General features: G+C 43.2%; 2 pseudogenes. One reads left to right on the top strand and one right to left on the bottom strand.

The features are described from left to right. Positions 1 to 247 (bottom strand): annotated as a pseudogene (locus A3766_RS06355) (elongation factor P); the annotation flags it as partial. A 224-nt stretch (positions 248 to 471) separates the two neighbouring features. Here A3766_RS06355 and A3766_RS06350 point away from each other — a divergent pair. Continuing rightward, positions 472 to 982, top strand: a pseudogene (locus A3766_RS06350) (EF-P beta-lysylation protein EpmB); the annotation flags it as partial.

The raw sequence follows: 982 nt of genomic DNA, 5'->3' as shown, positions 1-982 counted from the left end.
GCCAGAACTCACCATCGGTATAGAGGTACTCCATATCGAATTCCATTACGTCAGCCGCTTCAAGAGATTCACCTGACTTGAAGGTTCTCTCCCATTGACGCCCAGTATTGAGGTTTCTCAACTTAACGCGGTTAAAAGCCTGGCCTTTTCCTGGCTTTACAAATTCATTCTCAATCACCGCACAAGGATCACCATCCAACATTACTTTTAAGCCTGAACGGAATTCGCTGGTAGAATAACTTCCCATTTTGATCTCACCTGTTTCTGTCTCCTACATATTTATGCAGGAACTATTCAATTTACGGAATTATTTTCTCGCTATCTTGGTCCAGCCTAATCTATACAGGGCCAATGAGTGGGCGACAAACTGTTTTCTATAGCTTTACTTCGCTATATACTGCGCGGTTTACCGGCCTCTTTACATCAAGGGCTGACTCTTTTTTAGGCTCGCAGACCAAAATTAAAGCGCACATGATACATCTATCAACTATTCCTGTCGAAAATAAAGCGCAATACGGTTCATGGCAGTCTCAACTTAGCCAGTGCAAAATAAGTACTGCAGACTTGCTGAACAAGCTAGGTCTGAACGATCATCCTTTAGTAGATGAAGAGGCTGAGCGTTTGTTTGAATTAAGAGTACCACCACGTTACTTGGCAAGTATTCGTTCAAACGACCCGAATGACCCACTTCTTCTACAAGTACTTCCTCAAAATAGAGAGTTCAAGCAAGTCGATGGTTTTAACGATAGCCCTCTGAACGAGGAAGAGTACTCTCCCGTCAAAGGCTTACTGCACAAGTACAATAATCGGGTATTACTCATGAGTAGTACTGTGTGCGCTATTAACTGTCGTTACTGCTTCCGCCGGAATTTTCCTTATGACGCGCATCGCCAATCAAAAAACGAATGGCGAAAGGTCTTCAACTACATTGAAGAACACAAAGAATTAGATGAGGTAATCCTGAGCGGTGGCGAACCCTTAA

The sequence above is a fragment of the Oleiphilus sp. HI0132 genome (assembly GCF_001635845.1).
This window is presented reverse-complemented; position numbering and strand designations above follow the sequence as displayed.